Source organism: Castellaniella sp. (assembly GCF_049651205.1).
Classification (GTDB): Bacteria; Pseudomonadota; Gammaproteobacteria; order Burkholderiales; family Burkholderiaceae_B; genus Castellaniella.
In genome coordinates, this window is record NZ_JBASBR010000012.1 from 220,929 (window position 1) to 242,059 (window position 21,131).

Annotated in this window: 16 protein-coding genes and 1 pseudogene; 12 read left to right on the plus strand and 5 right to left on the minus strand. The window is 59.4% G+C overall.

The annotated features are described in order from the left end of the window. Positions 1-113: 113 nt before the first annotated feature. Positions 114-242: a hypothetical protein gene (locus tag WA928_RS08390; RefSeq protein ID WP_257215248.1), complete on the minus strand. Its 129-nt coding sequence runs from the start codon at positions 240-242 to the stop codon at positions 114-116. A gap of 209 nt (positions 243-451) precedes the next feature. Between WA928_RS08390 and uvrA the strand changes: the two genes are divergently transcribed. The 4 genes from uvrA (at position 452) to WA928_RS08410 (ending at position 8,872) form a co-directional block, all read left to right on the plus strand. Then, positions 452-6,091, plus strand: a complete 5,640-nt coding sequence (gene uvrA / locus WA928_RS08395) for an excinuclease ABC subunit UvrA (protein ID WP_424302117.1) — start codon at positions 452-454, stop codon at positions 6,089-6,091. Continuing rightward, positions 6,088-7,284 (plus strand): aminodeoxychorismate synthase component I, encoded by a 1,197-nt coding sequence (gene pabB / locus WA928_RS08400; RefSeq protein ID WP_424302120.1) that lies wholly within the window; start codon positions 6,088-6,090, stop codon positions 7,282-7,284. Before uvrA ends, pabB begins: the two co-directional genes overlap by 4 nt. Then, positions 7,277-8,059 carry an aminotransferase class IV gene (locus WA928_RS08405; RefSeq protein WP_424302123.1) on the plus strand — a complete coding sequence of 261 codons (783 nt, stop codon included), beginning with the start codon at positions 7,277-7,279 and terminating at the stop codon, positions 8,057-8,059. Before pabB ends, WA928_RS08405 begins: the two co-directional genes overlap by 8 nt. Positions 8,060-8,218: 159 nt before the next feature. Then, on the plus strand, positions 8,219-8,872 hold the full coding sequence (locus WA928_RS08410) for a C40 family peptidase (protein ID WP_424302126.1): 654 nt from the start codon (positions 8,219-8,221) through the stop codon (positions 8,870-8,872). A 48-nt stretch (positions 8,873-8,920) separates the two neighbouring features. Here the strand turns inward: WA928_RS08410 and WA928_RS08415 are convergent, their stop codons facing one another. After that, positions 8,921-9,283, minus strand: a complete 363-nt coding sequence (locus tag WA928_RS08415) for a DUF2325 domain-containing protein (protein WP_424302129.1) — start codon at positions 9,281-9,283, stop codon at positions 8,921-8,923. 218 nt (positions 9,284-9,501) lie between these two features. On the opposite strand from WA928_RS08415, the gene WA928_RS08420 reads away from it, so the two are divergent. The 5 genes from WA928_RS08420 to WA928_RS08440 are packed head-to-tail and all read left to right on the plus strand — an operon-like array spanning position 9,502 to position 14,007. Then, positions 9,502-10,719 carry an amino acid ABC transporter substrate-binding protein gene (locus tag WA928_RS08420; protein ID WP_424302131.1) on the plus strand — a complete coding sequence of 406 codons (1,218 nt, stop codon included), beginning with the start codon at positions 9,502-9,504 and terminating at the stop codon, positions 10,717-10,719. Between the two features lie 27 nt (positions 10,720-10,746). Next, complete coding sequence (locus WA928_RS08425; RefSeq protein ID WP_424302134.1) at positions 10,747-11,610, plus strand: branched-chain amino acid ABC transporter permease; 864 nt, start codon at positions 10,747-10,749, stop codon at positions 11,608-11,610. Beyond that, positions 11,607-12,554 (plus strand): branched-chain amino acid ABC transporter permease, encoded by a 948-nt coding sequence (locus WA928_RS08430; RefSeq protein WP_424302136.1) that lies wholly within the window; start codon positions 11,607-11,609, stop codon positions 12,552-12,554. Before WA928_RS08425 ends, WA928_RS08430 begins: the two co-directional genes overlap by 4 nt. Continuing rightward, positions 12,551-13,285 (plus strand): ABC transporter ATP-binding protein, encoded by a 735-nt coding sequence (locus WA928_RS08435; protein WP_417252323.1) that lies wholly within the window; start codon positions 12,551-12,553, stop codon positions 13,283-13,285. Before WA928_RS08430 ends, WA928_RS08435 begins: the two co-directional genes overlap by 4 nt. Next, positions 13,282-14,007: an ABC transporter ATP-binding protein gene (locus WA928_RS08440; protein WP_424302140.1), complete on the plus strand. Its 726-nt coding sequence runs from the start codon at positions 13,282-13,284 to the stop codon at positions 14,005-14,007. Before WA928_RS08435 ends, WA928_RS08440 begins: the two co-directional genes overlap by 4 nt. A 47-nt stretch (positions 14,008-14,054) precedes the next feature. On the opposite strand, the gene WA928_RS08445 is transcribed toward WA928_RS08440, so the two are convergent. Both WA928_RS08445 and WA928_RS08450 read right to left on the minus strand, forming a co-directional pair. Further along, positions 14,055-15,017 (minus strand): CysB family HTH-type transcriptional regulator, encoded by a 963-nt coding sequence (locus tag WA928_RS08445; protein ID WP_424302143.1) that lies wholly within the window; start codon positions 15,015-15,017, stop codon positions 14,055-14,057. A 192-nt stretch (positions 15,018-15,209) separates the two neighbouring features. Continuing rightward, positions 15,210-16,703 carry a CoA-acylating methylmalonate-semialdehyde dehydrogenase gene (locus tag WA928_RS08450; protein WP_424302146.1) on the minus strand — a complete coding sequence of 498 codons (1,494 nt, stop codon included), beginning with the start codon at positions 16,701-16,703 and terminating at the stop codon, positions 15,210-15,212. 160 nt (positions 16,704-16,863) lie between these two features. Here WA928_RS08450 and WA928_RS08455 point away from each other — a divergent pair. Beyond that, a pseudogene (locus WA928_RS08455) lies at positions 16,864-17,772 on the plus strand (LysR family transcriptional regulator); the annotation flags it as partial. Between the two features lie 79 nt (positions 17,773-17,851). Here the strand turns inward: WA928_RS08455 and lptF are convergent. Continuing rightward, on the minus strand, positions 17,852-18,970 hold the full coding sequence (lptF, locus tag WA928_RS08460; RefSeq protein ID WP_424302149.1) for an LPS export ABC transporter permease LptF: 1,119 nt from the start codon (positions 18,968-18,970) through the stop codon (positions 17,852-17,854). A gap of 87 nt (positions 18,971-19,057) precedes the next feature. Here lptF and WA928_RS08465 point away from each other — a divergent pair, with 87 nt between their 5' ends. Beyond that, positions 19,058-20,551, plus strand: a complete 1,494-nt coding sequence (locus WA928_RS08465; RefSeq protein ID WP_424302152.1) for a leucyl aminopeptidase — start codon at positions 19,058-19,060, stop codon at positions 20,549-20,551. Beyond that, positions 20,548-20,988 carry a DNA polymerase III subunit chi gene (locus tag WA928_RS08470; RefSeq protein WP_424302155.1) on the plus strand — a complete coding sequence of 147 codons (441 nt, stop codon included), beginning with the start codon at positions 20,548-20,550 and terminating at the stop codon, positions 20,986-20,988. Before WA928_RS08465 ends, WA928_RS08470 begins: the two co-directional genes overlap by 4 nt. Positions 20,989-21,131: the final 143 nt, after the last annotated feature.

The following is a 21,131-nucleotide window of genomic DNA, read 5'->3' on the forward strand; positions in this document are numbered from 1 at the left end:
TCCTCTTGTCTTCTTGGCCTCATGATACCGGCAAAAAAAAACCACGAACGCGGATGTCCGTGGTTTCCCCGATGCCGAATTGTATGTAAACAATACGGCATGCCAAGCGTAAATTAGACGCGCTTGACCTTCTCGAGCATCTTGAAGATGCCCTTGGGCGAGCGAACAAAAAGACGCTTGAACGCTTTACCAAGGCAGCGGCGTTCGAGCGTATTGCGCCGCGTGCGTTTGATTTCTGCCATGGAATTCTCCTGGGTGTAAGGCATGCCTAAATGCAAAACACGCTATTTTAGCAAACTTCATCGCAATCTTGCATGTGTTGGCGATGGATGGGCGTCATCTGGTAACAAATCCATCCCGCCAGCATCAGCACTGCGCGCCCGGCAAGACCTGTTTTAGTGGATCAGGGGTATCCCGCCCATGAGTGCCATGGCCGGATTATCATGGCGCAATGAACGCACCCATCCGCATTTTTGGCGCCCGTCAGAACAACCTGAAAAATCTGGACGTCACCATCCACACCGGCGAACTCCTGGTCATCACTGGGGTCTCGGGTTCCGGTAAATCATCTTTGGCCTTTGACACTCTGTACGCAGAGGGCCAACGCCGATACGTGGAAACTTTCTCGCCCTACGCGCGGCAGTTTCTGGATCGTATGGACAAGCCACAGGTTGATCGCATCGAAGGCATTCTGCCGGCCATTGCCATCGATCAGGTGAACCCGGTGCGCAACTCGCGCAGCACCGTGGGCACGATGACCGAGCTGAATGACCACCTGAAGCTGCTGTTTGCGCGTGCAGGACACTTGCACTGCGCCCAGTGCTCGCGGGCCGTACGGCGCGATAACCCCGGCAGCATACGGGCGCAGCTGGACGCATTGTGCGCCGCCGCTGATCCTCGTCTGGTGGTTACCTTTCCGGTCAATGTGCCGGGCAATTTTACCGAAGACGAGGTGCGTGGCTTTCTTGAGCAGCAGGGCTACACCCGGGTATACCAGGCCAAAACAGACCATGCGCCAGAAGCAGGCCAGGCAACACCCAAATCCGCCGGCCTGTCCCGCCGCCTGCAGGTGATTCAAGACCGCTTCCGCCTGGGCAACGCAGAGCCCGAACGCGTGGATGAAGCACTGGAAACCGCCCTGCACCAGGGAAACGGCCGTCTGACCATCCACGCACTGTTCGACGACCACGAAGAAGCCTGGCGATTCAGTGCCGGGCTGCATTGCGCACAGTGCGACATCGAGTACAGCAACCCTTTGCCCAGCACGTTTTCGTTTAACTCGCCACTGGGCGCCTGCGAAGCATGCAAAGGCTTTGGCCGCGTGATGGGCATCGATTACGGCCTGGTCATCCCCGACGAAACCCGCACCCTGAAAGACGGAGCCGTCAAACCCTGGCAAACGGCCAGTTATAAAGAATGTCAGCAGGAGATGGAGCACTATGCCCAGAAGGCCGGCATCCGGCTGGACACGCCCTGGCAGAACCTTACCGATGCAGAAAAAACCTGGGTGATCCACGGCACCCCCGACTGGAAAGGCGGCCGCTCTGCGTGGAAACACCAGTGGTACGGGATCCAGCGCTTTTTCGATTGGCTTGAAACCAAAGCCTATCGCATGCACGTGCGGGTGCTGCTATCCAAATACCGCAGTTATACGCCCTGCCCCAGCTGCCAGGGCTCGCGACTGAAGCCAGACGCCACCTTGTGGCGGCTGGGCCAAAGCACCGAGGCCATTCCGGGATACCCACGGTTCAGTCCGGTGCACGCCCATTGGTCTACAAAACAGCTGGCTGGCCTACCTGGCCTGGGCATCCACGACCTGATGGGGCTACCCATCGAGCGTGTTCGCGACTGGTTTGAACACATCGAGCTCGGCCAGCTGCTGGACGAGCCACTGGCCGAGCTTCTGGATGAAGTACGCACCCGGCTGAAGTTTCTGTGCGATGTCGGCCTGGGTTACCTCTCCCTCGACCGGCAAAGCCGTACGCTGTCGGGTGGCGAGGTGCAGCGCATCAACCTCACCACCGCTTTGGGCACCTCGCTGGTGAACACGCTGTTTGTGCTCGACGAGCCCTCCATCGGCCTGCATCCCCGTGATATTCACCGCATTGTGCAGGTGATGCAGCGCCTGCGTGATCATGGCAACACGCTGGTGGTGGTCGAACACGATCCGCAAGTGATGGTGGCCGCAGACAGGATTCTGGACATCGGGCCAGGCCCGGGCGAACGCGGCGGCGATATTGTCTTTGACGGCACACCAACACAGCTGTGTGAGTCCCACACCCTGACTGGAGACTACTTCAGTGGGCGGCTGCGCATTGAAGCCCCGCGCCCCATGCCCGTAGCCAACAACACTCCGCGTCTGTTGCTGCAAGGCGTACAGGCCCATAACCTCAAACACCTGGATATTGCCATCCCGCTAGGCCGCCTGGTGTGTCTCACCGGGGTTTCGGGGTCGGGCAAGTCCACGCTGGTGCAACAAGTGCTTTACCCGGCACTGCTCAAGCGGCTGGGCCGCCCCACCGAAGCCCCCGGGGCTTACGACGCACTACTGGGCGCCGAGCAGATCGCTGACGTGGTGATGGTCGACCAGGCACCGATTGGCCGCACAGCCAGATCCAATCCGGCCAGCTATGTCGGCGCATTTGACGCCATCCGCAAACTGTTTGCGGGCACAGAGATGGCCCGCGAACGCGGCTACACCCCCGGCACCTTCAGCTTCAATACCGGCGACGGCCGCTGCCCCGGTTGCGGTGGCACAGGCTTTGAACACGTCGAGATGCAGTTTTTGTCTGATGTTTACCTACGCTGCCCCGACTGCAATGGCCGGCGCTTCCGTCCACAGATTCTTGAGGTGCGTCTCGAGCACCTGGGGCGCACCGCATCCATCGACGAAGTGCTGGATATGACGGTGAGCGAAGCGCTGCTGTTTTTCGAGGGCCTGCGAGACGTGCAGTGGGGGCTGGCCCCCCTGGCTGATGTCGGGCTGGAGTACGTCCGCCTGGGCCAACCGGTACCCACGCTTTCGGGAGGTGAAGCCCAGCGGCTCAAGTTGGCCGGCCATCTGGCCACAGCGGCGAAATCCCGAGCACCGCAAGGCATGCTCAAGGGCAGCCTGCTGCTATTTGACGAACCCACCACCGGCTTGCACTTTGATGACATTGCCCGCCTGATGCGCGCGTTTCGAAAATTGCTGGCTGCGGGCCACTCCTTGCTGATCATCGAGCACAATCTGGATGTCATCCGCGCGGCCGACTGGGTGATCGACCTGGGCCCGGAAGGTGGCGACCAGGGCGGGCAGCTGCTGGCTGAAGGCACGCCAGAGACGCTGATGCAGCACGCCGACTCCTACACCGGGCAGGCCCTGGCGGACTACATGCGTCAGCTCGATGCCCCGCGTCTCACCCTGGCTGAGCCCTCGCCCGCACGGCGGCAAGACCCCGCCAGCCCGGATATCCACATCGTCAATGCGCGCGAGCACAATTTAAAAGGGATCGACGTTCACATCCCCCGCCAGGCCTTTACCGTGATTACCGGTGTATCGGGTTCAGGCAAATCCACGTTGGCCTTTGACATCCTCTTCAACGAAGGCCAGCGCCGTTACCTCGAATCGCTTAACGCGTACGCCAGGGCTATTGTTCAGCCCGCAGGCAAACCGGACGTTGATGCCATCTATGGCATCCCGCCTACGGTGGCCATCGAGCAGCGCACCAGCCGTGGTGGGCGCAAGTCTACCGTTGCCACCATGACGGAGATCCATCATTTTCTGCGCCTGCTGTATGTGCGATTAGGGACACAGATGTGCCCGGATTGCCATGTGCCGGTAGCTCCGCAGACACCCGGGCAAATTGTTGCGCAACTACTGCACGATCACGCCGGCGAGCATCTGGGCCTGCTAGCGCCGCTGGTGGTAGCCCGCAAGGGGTATTACACCGATCTGGCCAAATGGGCGGCCTCACATGGTTACTCGCATTTGCGGGTGGATGGCCAATTCATACCGGTCAGCCCTTGGCCACGACTGGACCGCTACCAAGAGCACACCATCGAGCTTCCGGTTCGCGACCTGATCGTGGATGTGCGCGACGAGAGCAGTCTGCGCGAGGCGGTGCAGGCGGCACTGACATTGGGGCACGGCACCTTCCGGGTGCTGGCCGGTCTGACTGCGCCGGAGCCCAATACGCTGGCTGAGCGCCGGGCAGCAGGGTTGGCAGCCAACCCCCGACCACTGACGTTCTCCATCAAACGTGCGTGCCCCAGTTGCGGCACCAGCTTCCCCGAGCCCGATCCACGGCTGTTTTCATATAACTCCCGCCATGGCTGGTGCCCGGAATGTTTCGGCACCGGGCAGATGCTGGCCGGATTTACCGAAGAACAAACGGGCGAAGAATCTGCCTGGCTGGAAGCCCCTGCAGACGATACACCCACCGAATGCCCTGCCTGCCATGGCCAGCGCCTCAATCCGGTGGCACTAGCCTTTCGCTGGCATGACCGCTCCATTGCACAACTGGCCGCCTTGCCAGTCAGTGACGCCCGGCGATTCTTTTCCAGTCTGGGCACTCAGGGGCGCGAGGCCGAAATCGCGCGCGATATTCTCAGCGAAATCCGTGGCCGGCTGAACTTCATGATGGATGTGGGCTTGGGCTATCTGGCACTGGATCGGGCCGCCCCCACTCTCTCGGGTGGTGAGGCTCAGCGGATTCGCCTGGCGGCCCAACTGGGCTCCAACCTGCAGGGCGTGTGCTACGTGCTGGACGAACCCACCATCGGCCTGCACCCGCGGGATAACCGCATCTTGCTGGAAGCCCTGGGGCGGCTGGAAGGCAACGGCAACACGCTGGTGGTGGTTGAGCACGACGAAGAAACCATTCGTCGGGCCGAGCACGTGATCGACATCGGCCCGGGCGCGGGGGTGCGCGGAGGCATGGTCGTGGCCCAGGGCACTGTCGAAGACATCGCACACAACCCAGCTTCACTCACGGGCCGGTACCTGCGCCATCCGCTGCAACATCCCATGGGCGTGCGGCGACCCGTCGATGCGGAGACGCCGGCCATCGAGATCATCGAGGCCAGCCTGCACAACCTGCAGCGCACCAGCGCCCGCGTGCCCCTGGGCCGCTTGACCGTCGTTACCGGGGTTTCCGGCTCGGGAAAATCCACGCTGGCTCGCGAAGTACTTCTGGACAACCTCAGCCGCCGTATCAACAGCCGCCTGTCCGTACCCTGGCAGGGCTGCCGGGATATCCATGGCTGGGAAGCCATCGATCGCGTCCTCGAAGTCGATCAGACGCCCATCGGCAAGACACCCCGCTCCTGCCCCGCCACCTATGTGGGCTTTTGGGACGACATCCGCACGCTATACGCCAGCACGCGCGAATCCAAGCTGCGTGGCTGGACACGCTCGCGGTTTTCATTCAATACCGGCGATGGCCGTTGTCCCGAGTGCGAAGGCCAGGGCATGCGCACCATCGAGATGAGCTTTTTGCCAGACGTCAAGGTACCCTGCGAAGCCTGCCATGGCGCACGATTCAGCCAGGAAACCCTGGACGTCCAATGGAACAGCCGCAGCGCAGGGGATGTTCTACGGATGGAGGTGGATGACGCCATCGGCCATTTTGCGGCACACCGCAAGATATCGCGAGCCCTGCGGCTGATGCAGGATGTAGGGTTGGGTTATCTCACGCTGGGGCAGCCATCTCCCACACTCTCAGGCGGTGAAGCCCAGCGTATCAAGCTGGTCACCGAACTCACCAAAGCCCACCTGGATGAAGGCCTGCTGCACACCGGCCGCGCATCCCGGGCCCCGCATACCCTGTATGTCCTTGACGAGCCTACCGTCGGCCTGTCTACCGCCGATGTGGAAAAATTAATCCGCGTGCTGCATCGCCTGGTTGAGGCGGGCCACTCGGTGGTGGTGATCGAGCACAATCTGGACATCATTGCCGAAGCCGACTGGATCATCGACCTGGGTCCCGAGGGGGGGGATCAGGGCGGGCAGGTTGTTGCACAGGGCAGCCCCGAGGCACTGGCCGACACGGCCACCCACACCGGGCGGATTTTGGCCGAGTTTCTACAGCGCAACGCACATCCGGCATGACAACACCCAAAGATCTGGCAGCGCCCTGCAACAACACCCCCGTGTGTGTGTTTGAAAACCGTCTCACCGGCTGGCACCTGGCCTTGCATCAGTTGCAAGGCCGGATTGCCGTGCACCGGCCGGCGGATCTGCCCGCTGCCTGGGCGGCCATCGAACAAGCCCGTCAGCAGGGCTACTGGGTGGCCCTGCTGCTGGACTACGAGCTGGGCGAATGGCTGGATGCTTCCTCGGCACGCCCGGACAAAGACACGACAAGCGATACCCCTCGCCTGACCGCCCTGATTTTTGCGCGAGCCAGCGAGCACAGTGACGAACCACCCGCCAAGCCAGACCTGCCGCCGGCCGCGGATACACCTGTCACACCAGATAATCCCGATACGGCCTGGCGCACGACTCCCACCATCTCCCAGGCCGCCCACCAGCAAGCAGTGGACACCATTCGGGGCGGTATCGCACGCGGAGATTACTATCAGGTGAACTACACGCTGGCCCTGACGCTGGACTGGCCGCCCCACAAGACACCAGACGAGATCTATCGACAATTGCTGGATCACCATCCGGTGGCCTACGCCGCCTGCATCCAGGACGAATCGCGCTGGATCGTTTCACTTTCGCCTGAACTGTTTGTCGCTAGACACGGAGATCGTCTAGTGACACGCCCCATGAAGGGCACTGCACCACGCGACCCGGATCCGGTGCGCGATCAGGCCCTGGCAAATGAGCTCTTGCACAGCGCCAAGAATCGCGCAGAAAACATCATGATCGTGGATTTGCTGCGCAATGATCTGGGACGCATCGCGACGCCCGGCAGCGTCAAGGTAAGCAAGCTGTGTCAGCTTGAAGGCTACCCGTCTGTCTGGACCATGACCTCCACCATCCAGGCAGAAGCCCCGCAAGCCACGCTGGCAGATGTGATTCAGGCACTGTTTCCGTGCGGATCAGTCACTGGCGCTCCAAAAATTGCCGCGATGCAGGCCATCCGGCAGTTGGAGCAACGCCAGCGGGGCATCTACTGTGGCAGTGTGGGCTGGCTGGCCCCCAACGGCGATTTTTCCCTGAATGTGGCCATCCGGACACTGGAAATCCGGGAGAATCAGGCACAATTTGGCGTGGGGGGCGGGATTGTGGCGGATTCGGACGCTCAGGAAGAATGGCAGGAATGCCACTGGAAAGCGAGGATTCTTCATGCCTGATGTCTTGCATCCAACACCAAACAGCACACCTGAGCTCATCGAAACCATGCGGTTGCGTGCGGGCCGCATTGCCCTGTGGCCCTTGCACCGCTCACGCCTGTTGGCGTCGGCGGCCAGCCTGGGGTACAAAGCCGACGCGCAGGCACTGGATGCCAAGGTACTGGCGTGCATCCAGAAAACCCTGTCCGATGCAAGCCGGCAGCACCCCGTACCAAACGCCCCAGACGCCACTGCGGTGGGCCAGTCGTGGCGGATACGCCTGCTGCTTACCCAAAACGGAGAAGTACGGCTGACGGCCACTGAATTACCAGAAACCCCCAGCCCGGTGATCATCGCCCTGGCCTGCGATACCCTGCCTCAGAGTAACGATTCATCCTCCGCTGCAGATCCGGCCATGCATTGTCTGGACGCATCCAACCCGTGGTTACGCCACAAGACAACGTTTCGGCCGTGGTACCAGGCGGGGCAACAATGGTTGCAAGAGCACCCAAGCTGCTTCGATCTCATTTATGCCAACCAATCCGGCCACCTATGTGAAGGCAGCCGCAGTACGATATATGTTCAGGATCTGCAAGGGCGGTGGCTGACCCCCCCTGTTACCGAAGGACTGCTGCCGGGAGTGATGCGCCAATCCCTGCTGAACAACGGCCACGTCAACGAGGCCCGGCTTAGCCTGCAGGACATACGCACGGCGCCCGCCCTGCGCGTCTCGAACGCGCTGCGGGGCTGGTTGGATGCCCGGCTGGCCGGGCCGGCAATCCTCCTGAATATCTAACAGGGATACTGACAGGAAACACAGTCTGGTCGGAAGAACAGCTTTACCCTGACGTCACCATCTATTAGAATCGGTTGGTCGCCCGCAGGGCGGGCACTTTTTTAACCCCGGTGATACTCGGCTTTTATGCCGTACACCGCAGCAAGAATCCATCCGCCCATGCCGCCGCCTCATTCCCGATCGTCCATATTTTCCAGCCCCTGGATCTCCCGCTTCACCAAGTTGGCATTTTGTGCAGGGCTTGCTGTGCTGGCCGGTTGCGCCACACAGCCCCAACAAACAGCCCAAGCCAATTCCAACCATCTGCTGCGCGACAGCTATCTGCTCAGCACGCAGTCAGACCCCCTCGGGGCATGGCTCGACAGCCAGGACAACCTGGCAATCAACTACCCACAATCGGGGTCTACCACCACCCCATCTCCCAAGACACTGGCCAGCACCGCGATGAAATTTCTCGGGGTGAAATATCGTTATGGGGGCGACGCACCCGGCGAGGGCTTTGACTGCAGCGGGCTGGTGGCTTATGCGGCCGAAAAATCACTGGGCCTGAAACTGCCCCGCACTGCTCGCAGCCAGGCGCAAGAAGGCATCTCCGTCAACCGCAGCGAACTCCGTCGCGGAGACCTTGTTTTCTTCAATACCCTGGGGCACCGGTTTTCACACGTGGGCATCTACCTGGGCGATCACAAGTTTGTGCACGCGCCACGCAGCGGGGCGTCCATCCGTGTCGAAAGCATGGACATCGCCTACTGGCGCAAGCGCTACAACGGCGCACGCCGGCTGCAAAAGCTGCCAGAAACCGCACAGCGCTAAACCAAAAATTATCGGTTATATGTCAGGCCACCCTTGCGGTGGCCTGATTTAATTCAGGTGCAGCGGTGCACGCACAACACCTGGCTGCGCGCGCAAGGGACACGTCTTGCAATAGCCCGACTGATCCAACGCCTGTTGCATGCTGCACACCGACCGGCGGCATGCCAGCACCCGGACACCAGCCCGTTGCGCGGCTGCACGAAACGTCTTCATGACGTTATGGCCCAGAAAGTCAGTCAGCAAAATCACCAGATCCGTGCCTGAAGGCAAAGAAGCCGACTTCTTTTGGTGTGCGGGATCGCGACCACTGATGTGATGACGAACAGCAATATTGTGGTCTCGGAGCAGATCCGGAATATTGCCCAGACGGTCTGCTCCCACCACCAAAGCCCTGACTTGAGACTGAACCATGACATGATCCCTGAAGCAAGAACATGGCTACCCGGAAGTGAGTGCCATCATCCGTATTCGGATAATTCAAATAATAATCATTCTTATTTATAAACGCAATTTGTTTTTGAGAACCCAAGCTGTGGGGCTGGATTCAGTCCACTGTCAGCCCCTGTTCAGACGCCTGTTACCAGGACACGCGCAAAATAACGGCCATAAAACCGACAGGAGACGATGTCATGAAAAAGATTTTTCGGCACACCTTATCGTGTGCAGCCGTTGCGCTGGCTTTGGGTTTAACCGGCACAGCCAGCCAGGCGGCTGGCAACGAGATTGTGCTGGGTGCATCCGTACAACTGACTGGGCCTGTGGCCAATACAGGCCGCTACTATAACGACGCCTACAAGCTGGCGGTTGATCAGATCAACCGCAAGGGCGGTGTGACGGTAAACGGCAAGAAGTACACGCTGGCCCTAAAAATCTACGACAACCAATCGGATGTAAATCTGAGCGTGCGTCAATATACCCAGCTGGTATCGCAAGACAAGGTCAACTTTTTGCTTGGACCCTTTGCCAGCAACTTTGCTCTGGCAGACTCCGCTGTATCAGAGAAATACCAGATCCCGATGGTACAGGGTGGCGGTGCCTCCGATCAGATCTTTTCGCGTCATTTCAAATACGTGTTTGGCACCCTGGCACCGGCGAGCAATTACTTCAGCAGCACCATCAAGATGTTCAAGCAGCTGAAGCCCCAGCCCACCAAGGTGGCCTTGCTGTACGCAGATGACTCTTTTGATGTTTCGGTGGCAAACGGCACCCGTCCCCTGCTCAAGGCCTCTGGTGCAGACACGGTACTGGACGAACGCTACAGCTCGAATGCCAGCAATTTCAATACCCTGCTGTCACAAATCAAGTCCAAGCAGGCAGATGCCGTTCTGGTGGCAGGCCACGAGACAGAAATCCTGAACTTCATCCGGCAGGCCAAGAGCCTGGATGTCTCGCCCAAGTTTTATTCATTTACGGTGGGCGTACCCAGTGACGATTTCCGTAAGGCACTGGGCAAGGATGCTGAATACGCCTTTGGCATGACGGCCTGGTTGCCCAGCCCCACCCTGAAAGACGACTGGTTCGGCGATGCCGCACAGTTTGCAAAAGCATGGGGTGCCCAATATCGCTACGAACCCGACTATCACGCTGCCTCAGGGGTTGCGGATGTGGAGGCGCTGGTAAAGGCAATTGAAAAAGCCAATTCCCTGGATCCAAAAGCCGTGCGCGACGCGCTGGCCGCCAGCGACTTCCAAAGCCTGTACGGACACATCAAGTTTGCCGACAACGGTCAGATCCACCTTGATCAAACCGTCATCCAGGTACAAAACGGCAAGCCTGTCGCAGTATTTGACGGCGAGAAGTTTCTCAAGCAGCCGCAATACCCGATGCCAGACTGGGCAAAGCGTTAATCCTTCCAGGACGCCGGAGCCGACACCTTGGACCTACTGCTGCAAGTCCTGATCAACGGCATCCTGCAGGGCGGGCTGTACGCCATTGTGGCGCTCGGCCTTGCCCTTGTGTGGGGAGTGCTGAATATTGTCAATTTATCCCATGGCGCCTTTATTATGCTGGGCGCCTATTTCTCCTGGTACAGCTTCCAGTGGCTGCACCTGGACCCGTTTCTGGGTCTGCCACTGACGGCGCTGATGATGTTTGGAGTGGGCTACGGCATCCAGCGAGGGATCCTCAATCTCATCGTCCGATCCCCCATGTTCAACACCTTGCTGATCACGTTTGGCATGGAGGTGGTTCTCACCTACCTGGCTCAATTGGTATTTTCAGCCGATTTTCGCACCATCAACCCGGTTTACTCTGGGCAGAACATCACCATTTCAGGCATCACGATCCCGCTCGTACGTCTCGGTGCCTGTGTCATGGCCATCGTCCTGACGCTGCTGATGTGGTATTTCCTGCTCAAGACGCGGCTGGGCCGGGCGATCCGGGCAACTGCCCAGAATTTGTCGGCCGCCCGGCTGTATGGGGTTGAACCCCGGCACCTGTATGCCGTGACGTTTGGCTTGGGGCTGGCCCTCGCAGGGGCTGCAGGCGGCCTGTACGGCACGGTTTCACAGATCAACCCATACATTGGTGCCACCCTGACCGCAAAATCGTTTGCAATCGCCATCATCGGTGGCCTGGATACGCCGCTGGGCGTCATTGCCGGCGGGCTGATCCTGGGACTGATTGAAGCCCTGACCACGCTGTATATCGGTGCCACGTATGCCGACGTGGCCAGTTTCGGAGTGCTGGTACTGGTGCTGATTGTTCGCCCCACCGGCCTGTTGGGGAAGACAGCATGAAAACACTTCGCCTCCCTCTGATCCTGCTGGTACTGATTGCACTGGCCGCCCTGCCCTGGTATGGCTCCGACACACTGGTACAGTTTGGCATCAGCACCCTGCTGCTGGCGGTGCTGGCACAAGGCTGGAACATCATCGGTGGCTATACCGGTTATCCCTCCTTTGGCAATTCGGTGTTTTTCGGACTGGGTGCGTACGGCGTAGGCATTGCCATGGTGCAGTGGCAATTGCCGTTTGCAGTAGGCATGGTCTTTGGCGTAGTGCTGGCAGTCGCCTTTGCGGTGCTTCTGGGCATCCCGGTGCTGCGTCTTAAAGGCCACTACTTTGCCATCGCCACACTGGCGCTGGCCCAGATCATGGCTGCGATTGTGTCCAATGTGCCGCTGGCCGGGCAAAACATCGGGCTGGTACTGCCACCGCTCAATGACGACCGTATGTTCTACGAGCTGTCCCTGATCCTGCTGGTTGCCGCCACGCTGACCGTGTGGTGGCTGACTCGCAGCCGCTTTGGCTTTGGCCTGATCGCCATCCGCGAAAACGAGGAAGGCGCGGTGGTGATGGGTGTCGACACAACACGCTACAAGGTGCTGGCCTTTGTGCTGGCCGGCATATTCAGCGCGCTGGCGGGCGGGATCCAGGCCTACTGGATTACGTTTCTGGATCCGGCCAGCGCCTTTGACATCACGCTTAACGTCAAGATGATCATTATGGCCGTCTTTGGTGGCCCCGGCACCATCCTGGGCCCAATCGTCGGCTCGTTTATCCTGTCCGCCATCTCTGAGTTGCTCTCCAGCGAAATCACCAGCATCGCGGGGCTCTTCTTTGGGATTGTGATTGTGGTGGCCGTGGTACTGATGCCGCGTGGCCTGGCCGATGTGGTGCAACGCTTTCACAAGCTGGGCTGGCGCTATTTTGTCGACAACATCCGGACAAACCGCATATGAGCCCGATTCTTGAAGCCCGGCAACTGACGCGCCGTTTCTCGGGCCTGGTCGCGGTACACGACGTCAGCTTCACCTTGTCTCCCGGAGAGATCCTGGGATTCATCGGCCCCAATGGTGCGGGCAAGACCACGCTGATCAGCCTGCTGAGCGGCACACTGGAGCCCACGGAAGGCGAAGTCTGGTTTGATGGCCGGCGCATCGACCGCCTGGCGGCCTTTCGCCGGGCACGGCTAGGCATAGGCCGCACGTTCCAGATCATGCAACCGTTTCCAGGGCTATCGGTACTGGATAACGTGGCCGTGGGCGCACTGTTTGGCAGAGGCCAGGGAGAATCCCACCTGGCACGGGCCAGAGAAAGCGCCCGCGAATGCCTGCAGTTTGTAGGCCTGGGCAAACACATCGACCATCGTGCCGAAGATCTCGGCGGCCCCGACCGCAAGCGGCTGGAGCTGGCCAAGGCGCTGGCCATGCAACCTCGCGTCCTGCTCTGTGACGAAGTCATGGCGGGCCTGAACCTGGTTGAAATCGACGAAGTGATCGACATCATCCGTAAGGTTCGCGACACCGGGATCAGCATTATCGTCATCGAACACGTCATCAAAGCCATCCGCAATTTGTCGGATCGGATCATGGTTCTACACCATGGCGAAAAAATTGCCGATGGCCCGCCCGATAGCGTCCTGAGCGACACACGGGTGGTTGAAGCCTATCTGGGAAAAAAACGCACATGAATACGGCAGCCACTCCACTCCTGCGAGTCCAGGGCCTCAGTGCCGGATATGGGCTTGTTCAGGTGCTCCAGGACATCACACTCGAAGTACGGGAAGCAGAGTTTCTAGCCTTGGTAGGCAGCAATGGCGCAGGCAAAACCACCTTGCTGCGTGTCCTGTCAGGCCTGCTGCCCAGTACCACAGGCCAGATTCTTTGGCACGACACGCCCGTTCAGGGCAGTACACCCGACCAGATCTTTCGCCATGGAATTGTGCAGGTGCCCGAAGGCCGTCAGCTGTTTCCGCGCATGTCGGTTCAGGACAACCTGCTGATGGGCGCCTATCGCAGAAGCAACAAGGCTGACATCCGGCACGACCTCAACCAGGTTTATCAGCAATTTCCACGTATGGCCGAGCGCCGCAAACAACTGGCCGGCAGCATGTCAGGAGGCGAGCAGCAGATGTGTGCCATGGCACGTGCCCTGATGGCACAACCACGCCTGCTGATGGTGGATGAAATGAGCCTGGGGCTGGCCCCCATCATTGTGGATCAGCTGATGGACAGCCTGGCTGCCATCCGTGCACAGGGAGTCACCATCTTGCTGGTAGAGCAGGATATCCATCTGGCCCTGGCGGGTGCAGACCGCGCCTATGTGCTGGAAACGGGCCAGATTGTGCAGGAAGGCCCAGCAGCCCAACTGCTGGAAGATCCCGAACTCAAACGCGCCTACCTGGGGGTGTAGACCGCTACCAGCATCGGCAGCGATCTGTGGCCTATGGCTAAAGGTGATCAGGCAACCTGACGAACAGCTGCAGTTGCGGGCGCAATGACATCTGCAACCCGATCACGGGTGAGTTCTGGTGCAAGCATCTCGAGCAATACATAGACATAATCGCGCAGGAACACACCCCGCTTGATAGCCACGCTGGTGGTGTGCTGGCCAAACAGATGGCCTGCCGGCATCCCCACCAGGCTCTTGTCGCGCCGGGGGTCGAATGCCATACCCGCAATGATGCCAATACCAAGACCAATATCAGCGTATGTTTTAACGACATCCGCATCAATGGCTTCGAGCACGATATCGGGGACGATACCTGCTTCTTCGAACGCTGCATCAATAGCCCGACGCCCCGAAAACGCCCGATCATAGGTGACGATGGGATATTGCGCCAGATGTTCGAGCGTCAAGTGGCGGGCGGCACTGGAGGTGAGGCTGGTGAGTGGGTGATCAGGTGGCACCACCAGGGTGTGCTCCCAGGAATACACCGGCAAGGCCACCAGACCCGGAGTGTCTGCCAGGGTTTCAGTGGCGATAGCGAGGTCGGCCTGCTCGTGCAGCACCAGCCTGGCCAGGTGTTCAGGGTTGCCCTCGGCCAGAGACACGTGCACCTTGGGAAACCGCTTGCGAAACGCCGGAATCACCTTGGGCAGCAAATATCGGGCTTGCGTGTGGGTGCAGGCAATCACCAGCGCACCTTCGTCACGCTGGGCAAACTCGTCGCTGACCTTTTTTAAATTATCTACCTCGCGCATGATGCGATCGATGACAGCAGCCACCGCAACACCAGGCTTAGTGAGGCCTTTCAGACGTTTGCCATGACGCTCGAAGATCTTGATACCCAGTTCATCTTCGAACTCGATGATGGACTTGGACACTCCGGGTTGTGAGGTATACAGCGTACGTGCAGCTTCGGTGAGATTGAAGTTGCGGCGGATGGTTTCCCGGACAAAACGGAACTGTTGAAGATTCATGTCATGGCCTTATCTGAAGCGCCATTATATGGAATATAAAACGTAGTCTTTATTATTTTTTATTATATGCTTAGGTAAAAAAAATAACCACTTATCGACTGTTTGGTACACCCAGGGCCAGGCAAACCCAATAAAACAGGCCTGCGTATCCAAGCAATACGCAGGCCCGGCAAGCACACCGCTTAAGCCAGATTATTTCATGGCGATGGTGGTGTTGATGTCTTGGGGATGCGCATGCCAGCGTGCCGTGATTGTTTTGGTTTGCGTCCAGAAATAAATGGACTGCCGGCCATTGGGGCCCAGATCACCCAGCTTGGAGGCCCGGGAGCCCGTAAAGCTGAACCAGGCCACTGGCACAGGGATGGGAATATTGATGCCCACCTGGCCGACATCCACGTTGCTCTGGAAGTAGCGCGCATGGCCGCCATCCTGTGTAAAGATGGAGGTACCATTGCCATTGGGATTGGCATTGATGAACTCGACAGCCTCTTCGAGGGTATCCACCAGCACCACTGACAGCACTGGCCCGAAGATTTCTTCTTCGTAGATAGTCATGCCGGCCTTGACCTTGCTGAAAATGGTGGGGCCCACAAAGTTGCCTTTTTCGTAGCCGGATACTTTGATCCCGCGGCCATCCAGCACCAGATCAGCGCCTTCGTCCACCCCTTTCTGGATAAGCCCCTCGACACGTTGCTTGGCGGCCGGTGAAATCAGCGGACCAAGATCAGCGGCACGATCCATACCGATATTGACCTTGAGCTTTTTGGCGCGTTCGACAAAATCAGGCAGCCACTTTTGAGCTTCGCCCACCAGCACCAACACTGAAATAGCCATACAGCGCTCACCGGCTGCGCCAAAGGCAGCACCCAGCATCGAATTAAGGGCAGCTTCGCGATCGGCGTCCGGCATGATGACGCTGTGGTTTTTGGCACCCATCATGGCCTGGCAACGTTTGCCGGCATTGGACGAGCGGCGGTAGATCTCGGTACCCACGCGTGTAGAGCCAATAAAGGATACCGCCTTGATATCCGGGTGGTCGCACAAGGCATTGGCCACGTCAGGGCCCCCATGCACCACGTTGAGCACACCGGGAGGCAAGCCGGCTTCGAGGGCCAGCTGAGCCACCATGAGCGACGCAGTGGGATCCTGCTCGGAGGGCTTATAGACAAAGGTGTTGCCCATAGTGACGGCAATCGGGAACATCCAGCAAGGCAGCATCACCGGGAAATTGAAGGCCGTGATACCGGCGCAAACGCCCAGGGGTTGCAACACGTTATAGACATCGATACCCGTGGCGGCGTTTTCGGCGTAATCACCCAGCTGCAACACGTTGGCCGAGACAGCATGCTCGACCCCTTCGAGACCGCGGGCGACTTCGCCTTCGGCATCGGGCACAGTCTTGCCATGCTCGCGCGAGAGAACCTCGGCAATCTTAGTGGTGTTTTCGCGCAGCAAACGGGCCAGATCCGTCATGATCTGACGGCGTTTGGCCTGGCTGACATGACGCCAGGTCTTGAAAGCCTCTTTGGCGTTGGCAACCGCGCGCTCGACCTCGGCGGGTGTGGCAAATGGCACCCGGGCAACCACTTCTTGGGTGGCCGGATCAATAACATCCCGCCATTGCGTGGTTTCGGATTGAACCAGCTTGCCGTCGATCAGCAGCGGGACGCGTGAAATATCACTCATGAAATGCCTCCTGGTGAATCAGATGAATTCTGTTGTTCAGCATCCGGGCACGCAATATCGCACCACCCGCGCTGTTTCTGAATTTAGTGTAGTTGTGTAAAAAAGTTATTGCTAGCAAAATATTTGCACATTGCTTGACGATATTTGCACAATGAAATCTATCACCAACTGGGATGCCATCCGGGATTTTCTGGAAGTGGCACGGACACAAAGAGCCAGCGCCGCCGCACATCGGCTGGGGGTACGCCACAGCACCGTGACGCGCCGGATCCGCGGGCTGGAAAACGACCTCGGCCTTACTTTGTTCGAGAAGTCGCGTGCCAACGGTTTTGCACTGACCGAAGAAGGTCTAAAATTCTTTGCCTATGCAGAGCAGGTTGAAAGCGCACTGCTGGCCGCCCAGGAGGCGCTGTCCGGCTCTGCTCAGGGGCTGAGCGGCCACCTGCGTATTGGCTCTACCGAGGGCTTTGGTAGCACCATCCTGACACCCCTGATGGTGGATTTTCAACGCCGGCATCCGGGCATGACGCTGGATATTCTGCCAGTTCCCCGGGACATCAGTCTGTCCAAGCGGGAGGCCGATATTGCGATTGCCCTGGAGCGCCCGCAGCGGGGGCCCTATTTATGCACCAAGCTGGCCGATTACACCTTACGGCTATATGGCACTCGACAGTACCTCGACCAGCATCCGGCCATCCGCCGCCCGCAAAATCTCGCCCGGCACCTGTTTATTGGCTATGTGGACGAGCTGCTGTTCAGCGACCGTCTGCGCTATCTGGACGAACTGGTTCCAACCGCCAATGTGGTGTTTCGCAGCACCAGTATCCTGGCACAGTATCAGGCCACCCTGGCAGGGCATGCCCTGGCGGTGCTGCCCTGCTTTCTGGCGGCCCACGATACCGGGCTGATCCCGGTGCTGCCCGCAGATATTGTGGTCAACCGTAGTTTCTGGATGTACTGCCACGAAGACTTGCGCAAAACCCGGCGTGTCACGGCGCTGTGGGAATACCTTAAACAAGCCCTGCAGCTGAATGCCGGCCTACTGCAGGGTGACAGCCGGATTCTGCGCACGCCAGGGCCCTATGCCCTCGCGCAAGCCAACCCCGACAGCCCTGTGCCTGCGCGACGCAAGGCCAGGCCAGGCACTGTCATGCGCGCGACTGCGCACCCTGCCGTCGAGGCTTTGGCATCCGGATCCGCCGCCATAACAGACCCAGCCCCAGAGACAGAAACAAAGCATGCACCAGCCAGACACCCAGCCAAAACGGTAGAACCCCATTGATAATCCAGCCGCGCGAGAGGTTGATGAGGTTCATGTAGAGCAAGGCCAGCAAGCCCGCCAGAAGGAGATCACCGGAACGCCCCAGCCGCGGATTGACTGCCCCCAGCGGCAAGGCAATCAGGGCCAGGTTAAGCACCGCAATGGGTAGCGCCAGACGCCACATCAACTGCGACAGTGCCTCGTTGTCGGGGCGCAGGAACAGATCGACCGTAGGCCGTGCCTTGATTTCCTGCAGCGCTTTTTGTTTGGCCGCTTCCAGAGCGCCTGAGTCTGTACGGCTTTCGATGCGCACCCCGTATTTATCGAAGTCCAGCAGCCGCAGCTCGGGGGTTCCGGGCTTGAGATCGTAGCGATGACCAGGCCCCAGAACAAGAAAGCGGTCGCCATTGGCTTCTGTGCGGATGGCGGCGCTGTCAGCGGTCACTACACTGAGCCAATCAGGCTCGATGACGCGAGCCATCACCCGGCCCAGCTCATCGCCCGGGCGCGTGGGCGATTCGGCAAAAAACACACGCTTCCCGTCATCGGTTTCGATGAATTGACCGGCAGTAACCTTGGAGAGGTCGGAGCGCTGCTCGAAACGCTGACGGTACTCGGAAATCTGGCCATAAGCCCAGGGCGATGCAGACAGCGTAAGCGCCGCCACCACCAGGGCCACAGGCACTGCAAACCACATGATGGGGCGCAGCCAATCGGTAAGCGACAGGCCACTGGCAAACCAGACCGGCATTTCGGATTCGCGGTAACTGCGCGTGACGGTGGTGAGCACCGCCACAAACAGCGCCACCGATAAAATCACGGGTAAGGCCGTGATGCTGGAAAACGCGGCCAGCCCAAGCACAACATTGGCACCGATATCGCCGGCGGCAGCATCACCCAGCAGCCGGACGATCAGCACACTGAGCCAGACCACCAGCAGCGTGGAAAACACAATACCGGCATGGCTGGTAATCTCGGCAAAAACAGCGCGCTTGAACAATGTCATGGGAAAATGCGGAATAATGAGCCGTTGGATTGGGTGGAAAGCTTCACCCGACGCCGGATACACGCCGCTGGAGTAAAGGAAAAACGAATGGAATTTAGCACAAGCACCTCGACCTACCTGCCCTCTGTAAAAACTCAGGCCCTGGCCGTTGGGGTATTTAAAGATGGCATTCTCAGCCCTGCTGCAGATATTCTTGATCAGGCCAGCAAAGGCGCCATCCGCTCGGTGGTGCAATCCGAGTTCGATGCCAGCCCCGGCAGTGTCTTGTGCCTGCACGCGCCGGCAGGCATTGCCGCCAGCCGGGTCATTTTACTCGGACTCGGCGCCCAGGACACCCTGAATGCCGCCACCCTGCGCCAGGCACACCTGGCATTTGCCCATTATTGCGTCAAGGCCAATGTCAGCACTACCTTCTCTACGCTGTGCTCGCTTAAATGTCCCGATGCCAGCCCCACCACATTGGCACGCCTGTGTGCCAGTGCATTTTGCACGGCGGTGTATCGCTACGACGAAACCTTCAGCCACGCAAAGCCGGCCATCAAGCTCAGAAGCCTCACCCTGCACGTGGCCCGCAACCAGACCACCCATGCCAAAGAAGGCATGGCACAGGGCGCAGCCATCGGATCCGGCATCAATCTGGCCCGCCTGCTGGGCGATCTGCCACCCAATGTCTGCACCCCCAGCTACCTGGGCCAAACCGCCCGCGATCTCGCCAAACAGTTCAAGACGCTCAAGGCGGAGGTCCTCGACCAGAAAAAAATCGAGGCCTTGAACATGGGCTCATTTTTGTCGGTAGCCCGCGGGTCTGCCCAGCCACCTGCTTTCATCGTACTGCGCCACACGCCCAGCCAGGCAGCTGCCCGCAAGGCGCCGCCCATTGTGCTGGTTGGCAAAGGCATCACGTTTGATGCCGGGGGGATTTCCCTCAAGCCCGGCCCAGCCATGGACGAAATGAAATTCGACATGTGCGGGGCCGCCAGCGTACTGGGCACCCTGCGCGCGGTCGCCCAACTCGACCTCCCCCGCGAAGTCATCGGCATCATCCCCAGCTGCGAAAACCTGCCCAGCGGCTCAGCTGTCAAACCGGGCGACATCATCACCAGCATGTCGGGCCAAACCATCGAGGTACTGAACACCGACGCAGAAGGCCGCCTGATCCTCTGCGACGCGCTCACATATGCCGAGCGATTCAAGCCGGCAGCCGTCATCGATGTCGCTACCCTCACGGGTGCCTGCGTGATTGCGCTGGGTCACGTCAATAGCGGCCTGTTCACCCGGGATGACGCGCTGGCAGCCGATTTGCTGGCCGCGGGACGCCAGGCCCTCGACCCCGCCTGGCACCTGCCACTGGATGATGCCTATCAGGATCTGCTGAAATCCAATTTTGCCGATATGGCCAATATTGGCGGCCGACCAGCAGGTTCCATCACAGCTGCCTGCTTTCTCTCGCGGTTTACCGGCAACTATCGTTGGGCGCACCTGGATATTGCCGGCACCGCCTGGCTGGAAGGCAAGCAAAAAGGAGCCACCGGGCGCCCAGTCTCTTTGCTCACCCACTATCTGCTGGGTCAGTGCCAGTGAGCCGTATCGATTTCGCTTACGGCGCGCAACATCGCTTGCGCGCCGCCTGCCGAACCGTTGCCCGCCATATGCAGGCAGGCCATTTGCTGCTGGTTTACTGCACCGATGCAAGACGGCTGAAGCGCTTTGACGCCCTGCTCTGGAGCTTTGAGCCTGCCAGCTTTATTCCCCACACCCGGATTGACGACCCTCTCGCCCATGAAGCCCGCGTGTGGCTGGTGCCGGACGCCCCAGCCCTGGCGGGCAGCTCCTCTACCGATTGGCTACTGAACCTGGATATCGACTGCCCTCCGGAGGCACACCGATTTACCCGCATCCTCGAAATTGTCTCAGGGCACGAAGCCGACATGCAGGCTGCCCGCCAGCGCTGGGCCAACTACCGAGAGGCAGGCCACGATGTCCGGGGACATCAGTTGCCCGCGCCTCAAGCCTTATAACTATTCAGGTTAAAAACCATCCTGGTTACAAACTGAACTTTCTGCATCTTTGGCTGTCCAATCCGCACCCGACCATCCCATGGTGGTTCACCGTGCAGAGCAAAGGCAAATTGCCGAACCCACACCGCAACCACCAAATGTTC

Coding starts and splice junctions, on each gene's coding strand:
- WA928_RS08390 (WP_257215248.1), bottom strand. CDS start 242: ATGGCAGAAATCAAACGCACGCGGCGCAATACGCTCGAACGCCGCTGC.
- uvrA (WP_424302117.1), top strand. CDS start 452: ATGAACGCACCCATCCGCATTTTTGGCGCCCGTCAGAACAACCTGAAA.
- pabB (WP_424302120.1), top strand. CDS start 6,088: ATGACAACACCCAAAGATCTGGCAGCGCCCTGCAACAACACCCCCGTG.
- WA928_RS08405 (WP_424302123.1), top strand. CDS start 7,277: ATGCCTGATGTCTTGCATCCAACACCAAACAGCACACCTGAGCTCATC.
- WA928_RS08410 (WP_424302126.1), top strand. CDS start 8,219: ATGCCGCCGCCTCATTCCCGATCGTCCATATTTTCCAGCCCCTGGATC.
- WA928_RS08415 (WP_424302129.1), bottom strand. CDS start 9,283: ATGGTTCAGTCTCAAGTCAGGGCTTTGGTGGTGGGAGCAGACCGTCTG.
- WA928_RS08420 (WP_424302131.1), top strand. CDS start 9,502: ATGAAAAAGATTTTTCGGCACACCTTATCGTGTGCAGCCGTTGCGCTG.
- WA928_RS08430 (WP_424302136.1), top strand. CDS start 11,607: ATGAAAACACTTCGCCTCCCTCTGATCCTGCTGGTACTGATTGCACTG.
- WA928_RS08435 (WP_417252323.1), top strand. CDS start 12,551: ATGAGCCCGATTCTTGAAGCCCGGCAACTGACGCGCCGTTTCTCGGGC.
- WA928_RS08440 (WP_424302140.1), top strand. CDS start 13,282: ATGAATACGGCAGCCACTCCACTCCTGCGAGTCCAGGGCCTCAGTGCC.
- WA928_RS08445 (WP_424302143.1), bottom strand. CDS start 15,017: ATGAATCTTCAACAGTTCCGTTTTGTCCGGGAAACCATCCGCCGCAAC.
- WA928_RS08450 (WP_424302146.1), bottom strand. CDS start 16,703: ATGAGTGATATTTCACGCGTCCCGCTGCTGATCGACGGCAAGCTGGTT.
- lptF (WP_424302149.1), bottom strand. CDS start 18,970: ATGACATTGTTCAAGCGCGCTGTTTTTGCCGAGATTACCAGCCATGCC.
- WA928_RS08465 (WP_424302152.1), top strand. CDS start 19,058: ATGGAATTTAGCACAAGCACCTCGACCTACCTGCCCTCTGTAAAAACT.